This window comes from Bartonella sp. AA16NXGY (assembly GCF_042197325.1).
Lineage (GTDB): Bacteria > Pseudomonadota > Alphaproteobacteria > Rhizobiales > Rhizobiaceae > Bartonella.
In genome coordinates this window covers 1-6,696 of record NZ_JBHIRR010000030.1, presented here as the reverse complement: position 1 = coordinate 6,696, position 6,696 = coordinate 1, and the positions used below count along the sequence as shown (strand labels likewise).

Below are 6,696 nucleotides of genomic sequence, written 5' to 3'. Positions count from 1 at the left end.
TGGGGATATTGATGTATTAACCATTGACGGGCTAAACAGTTTTGTTTAGAGGTCTTTTTACATAAATGTGGGGGAGAGATCTTCAGCAGTTAAAATAAAGTGGTTTTTGTAAAATAAAGCAGTTTTGGGTGTCACTTTTCTTTGGTTACAGAGGCATGTGCTTTTGTTAAAAGCGTCATAGGGCAGTGGCTGTTTTGAGTGGACTTGTTAGCGGTTCCATGAAGTTCTTTTAAATCATGCTTCATGAATAGTGCAAAGCGGGGGCAATCTGTATTGTTTTCTGTATTTTTACGCCAAAGTTCTCTTTTGAGAATTTTTCGTGCCATTGTTGTTTTCTTTGGCTTGTTTACAGGTGTAAATGTTTATGCGCGCTCCTCAGCTATTTTTCATTCCCCAACCGATAATTTTTCTCGCAGGTATTCAGAAAAGCAGCAATTAGAAAGAATTGAGAAATTACGGTCTTTAACGCCTAAAAGGATCAAGACGCCTTCAGAGCAAAATCCAGAAATGCTTTTGGGTGGGAAGCAATGTTTTCCCATTCATGCTGTTGTTGTTGAGGGAGTGCATCATGTCAAAAAGCGCTCTATATCAGCCGTAACAGAGCCTTATGTTGGAAGATGTATCGGTCTTGTCGATATTCAGCTCTTAATCAAGAAGTTAACCAAAGTTTATTTGGATCAAGGCTATGTGACGGCGCGTTTTTACATTCCTGATCAAGATATCAAAAACAGCAAGACGCTCAAATTTGTTGTCGTTGAGGGCAAGCTTTCAGAGATTTACTATAATGGTTCACCGGCATCTCGTTATAACAATGTTGTGTGGAGTGCTTTTCCTGGGCTTCAAGGTCATGTTCTGAACATGCGCGATATTGAACAGGGGCTTGATCAGATCAACCGTTTGAGTTCAGCACATGCTCAAAGCGAACTTCTTCCAGGGCGTGAAGAAGGGAGCACCATTGTCAATATTAACAATCATCCCGATAAAACGTTCAAGGTTACTGTTTCTCATGACAATATGGGACAAGCCTCTACGGGTTATGCGCGTTATAGTGCGGGCTTGAGGGTAGAAAATATTTTAGGGATGAATGATGCGTGGGATTTTAACTATCAACGCAGTGAGCCCGATTATTGGGGTGGGAGCAAGCAAGAAGGACATAGCAATAACATTTCAGCGAGTGTGAGTATTCCATATGGTTATTGGACCTTTGGATTGAATGGCACTGTTTATAATTACCAAAGCATAATCCCTGGCAATTTTACCGATATTGAGACGACGGGGGATTCCAGTGAGTTGCACGCCAGTACAAGCAGGGTTCTTTACCGTGATAGTGTTTCCCTTACAACCTTGAATTTAGGTCTTTCTTATAAAAGAACCAACAATTACCTTCTTGGCAATAAGATTGAAGTGGGCAGCCGTCAATATAGCGTCGCCAATTTTGGCATTTCGCATTCGCGCCAGATGTTGGGGGGGACTTGGACCTTTGATGTGAGTTATTTGCAAGGGCTCCCTTTGTTTCATTCAGTAAAGAAACATGCGCCAGGAGCAGGGGATGCGGAGCCACAATTTGCCAAATTTACTGGTACGCTTAGTGTCATGACGCCTTTTAAGGTAGGGGGCTTGGACTTTATACTGAGCAATCTTTTGAGTGGTCAATATTCACCGCATAATTTATTGGGTGCTGAACAGATTTCGTTGGGGGGCGCTTCCAATGTTCGTGGCACGCGTGAGAGTTTGCTTTTTGGCAATAACGGTTTTTTTAGCCGGAATGATTTGTTGCTACGCACCATTCCGTGGAGCAATCACACGACCTTCAAAAAGGTTTTTGGTGAACTTCGCCCTTATGTTGGTTTGGATTATGGGCGTGTGTTTTCGCAAGTTTTGTATGGGATTAAGAGTGACCAGCTTGCCGGTTGGACAGCAGGTGTCAAGCTTGCGGGAGGCATGGTCTCTCTTGATGCCAGTTATTCCAGTATTTTTTGGAGCACAGTTAAGCACAAAAAATCAGGAACATTTTTTATGACATTAACAATGGAACTTTAAGCATTTTTTATTGGGGAGTTAAAGTATGAGATATGAGAAGAGAGCAGAAAGAGCAGCTTTATTAGGTGTTTTGGTCTCCAGTACGATGCTCAAAAAGGTTTTATTTGGGGGACTTGGTTTTTCTTGTTTGTTAGCCCCTTCAGTGTTACAGGCACAAATTACTGTGGATCCTAACGCGAATGCTGCCCATCGCCCAGATATAGTAGCAGCGCCCAATGGGGTTCCCTCGATTGATATTGTTACCCCCAATGGCAAGGGCTTATCACACAATAAATATAACGATTTTAATATTGGAAATCCAGGTGTGATTTGGAACAATCATGCGCAAGAAGTGGGGCAATCGCAGTTGGGGGGCATTATGCCGGGCAATCCGCATTTGCGCCTCACGGGTTCGGCGAAAGTGATTTTAAATGAAGTGACCAGCAGCAAGCGCAGTGCTTTGAATGGTCCAGGAGAGGTTTTTGGGAGCCCCGCCGATGTGATTATAGCCAATCCCAATGGGATAAGTTGTGATGGTTGTGGCTTTATCAATACACCCCATGCGACCTTAACCACAGGTGTACCCGAAATTGATGCGAGCGGTTTTTTGAAAGGCTTTGAGGTGCGAGGTGGGGATATTACCTTTGGCGCCAAGGGAGCCAATTTTTTCTCTGGTCAAGGGGCGGTTGATATTGTCGATATTGTCTCACGCACAGTGCATTTTGAAGGAGCTGTTGCGGGCAGAGAAATTGGAGTGACAGCAGGGACGGGTCACTTTGATTATGCTTCACGGGAAATGAAAGAGCTAACTGATATTACTGGTAAACCGGAATATGCGATAGATGGTTCTGCTTTGGGGGCTCTACAGGCGGATCAGATTAAACTTGTGGCAACAGAAAAAGGTGTTGGGGTTCGCATGCGCCATGATATGGCCGCCAATGCGGGGCAGTTGCATCTTTCTGCTGATGGGAAAATCTCGTTGAAAAATGTTTTTGGTCATGGGGGTGTTGTCCTCAAATCGAAAAGCCAGAGCGTATTGGCAAAGCACATCACCTCGAAAAAGCATATTGATATTGCCGCCCATAAGGATGTGACGTTAGAAACGGTTGGTGCTGATGGTCATTTGAAGATAGAGGCGCAGGATGGGCTTTTATCGATTGCCGGTAAGGCAACCTCTGGGGGCAATATGGAGCTGTCTTCGCGCCAGACACTTCAAGTTTCAGGGCTAGGGTCAGGTGCTGATATGGCTCTTGAATCGGGCGGAGACTTGAAGCTTGAGGGGATTGTTTTAGCGCAAGGGAACCTCAAGGCGCATGCCGGTGGTGATATACAGGCGCAGCTTTTAGCCGGTGGGGTTGATATGGCGGCAACGGGTGCTACTGGTGTTGTTGTTCTTGGCACCCAAGGGGATGTTGATCTCCAGAGCAGTCAAGGTGCGATTGTCGCTGAAAGTGTTTATGGGGCAGGAGATATCACCCTGGTTTCTCATAACGGGCTATCTGTTTCTCAAACAATTCTGTCGCATCAAAATGTTGCCATTCAAGCACAACCAGCAACAAATGCTCCCGTTCATTTTGGGCAACTTTTAGCCTATGGCAAGGCAAATATTGAGGGTGGGGCGGTTGACTTTTCTTCACTGATGACGGGTGAAGAAGCTGTTTTAAAGGTTGGCAGCCTTGATGCAGGGACACTGATGACAGGTGTCGTTTCTACGGGCGGTTCAGGGGATCTTGTTTTAGATGAAAAGGGCTTTCTTTTGATTACAGCAAAAGAAGGGGTGAAGGTTGGTCAGATTGCCAGTGGTGGCAATATTGAAATTTTTGCAGGCAACGACATCTATTATGATCAGGTCATGGGCTATGGCAACGCAACATTGACATCGGTATCAGGAGAGATCAGTGTTGAGAATGTGTTGTCTGCTGAGGGGGATGTGAGATTGACGGCAAACACTCTCGATTTAAGCAATAATCGTTCTCATATTTACACGCCGCAAACGCTGTATTTAATTGCAGATCATATTGATGTCTCAGAGAGCGAATTGGCTTATGGCGGTTTAGACTTTCAAAGCACCAATGCCCTTGATATTCACCATGCGCGGCTACAAGCCGTGACAGATCAGGGTGGAACTGGAGATATTCTCTTTGTTGCTCCAAGCGTTATGGTTGATGAGACAACGTCTGTTTTAGCGGCACGAGATTTCGTGATCAAGACGGGGGAGCTTGGAAATAGCGGTCAATTGGCATCGGGGCAGGATTTAGTCTTTAGCGTGACGGGGGATGTGACCAACAACAAAACGGGCTTAATTTATGTGAAGGGCAATGGTGCTCTCAAAGTTGATGGAGCTTTGTTGAATGATTTTGGCACCATAATGGCAGAGGGAGATTTATCTTTCACCAATGCGGCTGGCAGCGGAAAAAGCCTTTCGCTTGTTAACAAAGCAGGCTTTATTCAAGCTGGTGGAAACTTAAATATCCAAACCAACACCCTGAAAAACGAAGCTGATAGCACGCCTGTCATCACGGAAAAAACCAAATATAGCGATATTTCTTTCCAAAAACCAGAGGGTTCTGATAGGCTCAGTGATGGGATGTTATATCAAGATGGTCCCAACCTTTGGGGACAAGGGCACGAACATCAAAGTCATACCGGACCTTTTAAAGGGCACGTAAAAATTTTCTTGGATGTTCCTCTTTGGTCGAGCAAAGAAGAAACCTATGGCACCGCAATTTCAAGCGATGGAACAGTCTATAAGGCTTTTACTTGGGAATTTAAGCCTGTCTATGATCAAAAGTCCGTAAAACGCTACCAATGGAATGGTTCTCGGCGGAAGGGAGGATGGTTTGGGTCAATAAACGAAGACTGGTCACATATGACAGAAAAGACTGTCACACAAGCATTTTCGCATAAACCAACTGTTTCGGGGGTAATACAATCTAGTGGCAATCTCATCATTAACGCTGATACCATTGACAACCATTATAGCTCTATGAGAGCAGGGGGAAATGCCGATATCCACGCCAATGTGCTGACCAATTTAGGGGCAACGGCTTATAAAAACACTTATCTTGGTTGTCAGGCTAATACAGACAGTTGTTATGGTTATAAAGCTGATGGAAGCCGCGATGTTTCTTTAGATATAGCCAATGGCAAGGATCGCCAGATTGGTTCAGAAGCTTTGGAGAGCGTTCCTGGTCTTGTCCAAGCGGGTGGCACTTTAAATCTGGTGGTTGATCAACTCAATAACACGGCAGCGGAAGGTTCGATTACAGGGGATGCGCATTTTAAAGCACAAGCAGTTGAAGGCAATCCACTGGAGTCCTTAAGTGGTTTAACTGGGGTTGATGCTCTCTTTACACCAAAAGTGGATCTCAATAATGCAGGAGAACTGTCTGAGGGGCTCCCTTTACCAAAGCCCCAATCGGGGGGTGTTGGGGGCACGCTACCCAATCAAAATTTCATTTATGAAACGCGGGCAGAATTTCTTGATGTCGGCAAGTTTTATGGCTCAGCCTATTATTTGAACAGAATTGGTTACAATCCTGACAGAGAGATTTTTTTCTTAGGCGATGCTTATTTCGAAAAGGAATTGATTGAAAAACAAATGCGTGATCTTGTGGGTCAAGGTTTGGGTAAAGGCTCCTTTATTCCTGGAAGTGATGCCATTGAACAAGTCAAAACTTTGCTGGATGTCGGGGCAGACTATGCAAAAGCACACAATCTCCCTTTTGGTGAGGCTTTGAGTGAAGAACAATTGGCGTCCCTAGAAGCGCCGATGGTGATTTATGTGCGCCAACAGGTCAAGGGCATGGATGTTTACGCACCGGTGCTTTATATCCCTGAAAAAGACAGAGCCTCCTTTGTTTCTGCTGGGGCTTTGATCATGGGCGATGATGTCAATATCACCAGCCAGAATACAAGCAATTCAACGATTATCAATTCAGGGCGGATTGCGGCAAATCACCAATTGCATGTGCATGGTGGGGATATCCTCAGTCAAGGGGGGCATTTTGCTGCGGGTAACGATGCTGTTCTCCTTGCGGAGAAGAATATTCGTTTAGATGCAGGGCGCACAACGGTTGACGGCGTGGAGACCGTATTAAACACCGAGGCGCTTTCTGCTGGGGGCAATGCGAGCGTAATTGCCAAGCAAGATATCACCGCCTCAGGGGTGGGGATCACTACCGGGGGTGATCTTGCCATGGCTACAGAACAAGGCAACTTGACGATCGGTTCAGCAGAAACCCATTACCATGATGAACAGGGTGATGCCACCATGCATCATAAATCAGAAGTCAACTCTGGAGGCTCGACGACACTTGCCTCTGGAAAAGATTTGAATATTTTAGGCTCTGATGTTCAAACAAAGGATAAACTTCTCTTACAAGCTGAGAGCAATGTTTCTATTGATGCCACACGCAACAGCATGGACAATCAGAGTGGGAGTGAAACATCTCATGTTGCCTTGCACAATGGCTCTCATTTAAGTTCTGGAAAAGAGACCACTGTTCTCTCTGGAAAAGATATCCATATTGCTGCTTCCGATATAGATGCCAAGGGTAATATTGCTCTTGGCGCCCAAGGGGAGGTAACAATAGGGGTGAGAAACGATGAGATGGAGTATCATCTTCGCACCAAAAACACGAAAGTGGATATGCAAGCCTCTCATGCCGTTGGCTC

The 6,696-nt window shown here is 45.2% G+C and carries 2 protein-coding genes; both read left to right on the top strand.

All coding sequences use genetic code 11. The features are described 5' to 3' along the window. The first annotated feature begins 243 nt into the window (after positions 1-243). Positions 244-2,040, top strand: a complete 1,797-nt coding sequence (locus tag ACFINK_RS09005) for a ShlB/FhaC/HecB family hemolysin secretion/activation protein (protein ID WP_375638857.1) — start codon at positions 244-246, stop codon at positions 2,038-2,040. Between the two features lie 25 nt (positions 2,041-2,065). Beyond that, on the top strand, positions 2,066-6,696 hold a 4,631-nt coding region (locus ACFINK_RS09000; protein WP_375638855.1), incomplete at its 3' end, for a two-partner secretion domain-containing protein.

Bases quoted from the DNA above. Each gene is read 5' to 3' on its own strand.
- ACFINK_RS09005 (WP_375638857.1), top strand. From the start codon at position 244: ATGAATAGTGCAAAGCGGGGGCAATCTGTATTGTTTTCTGTATTTTTA.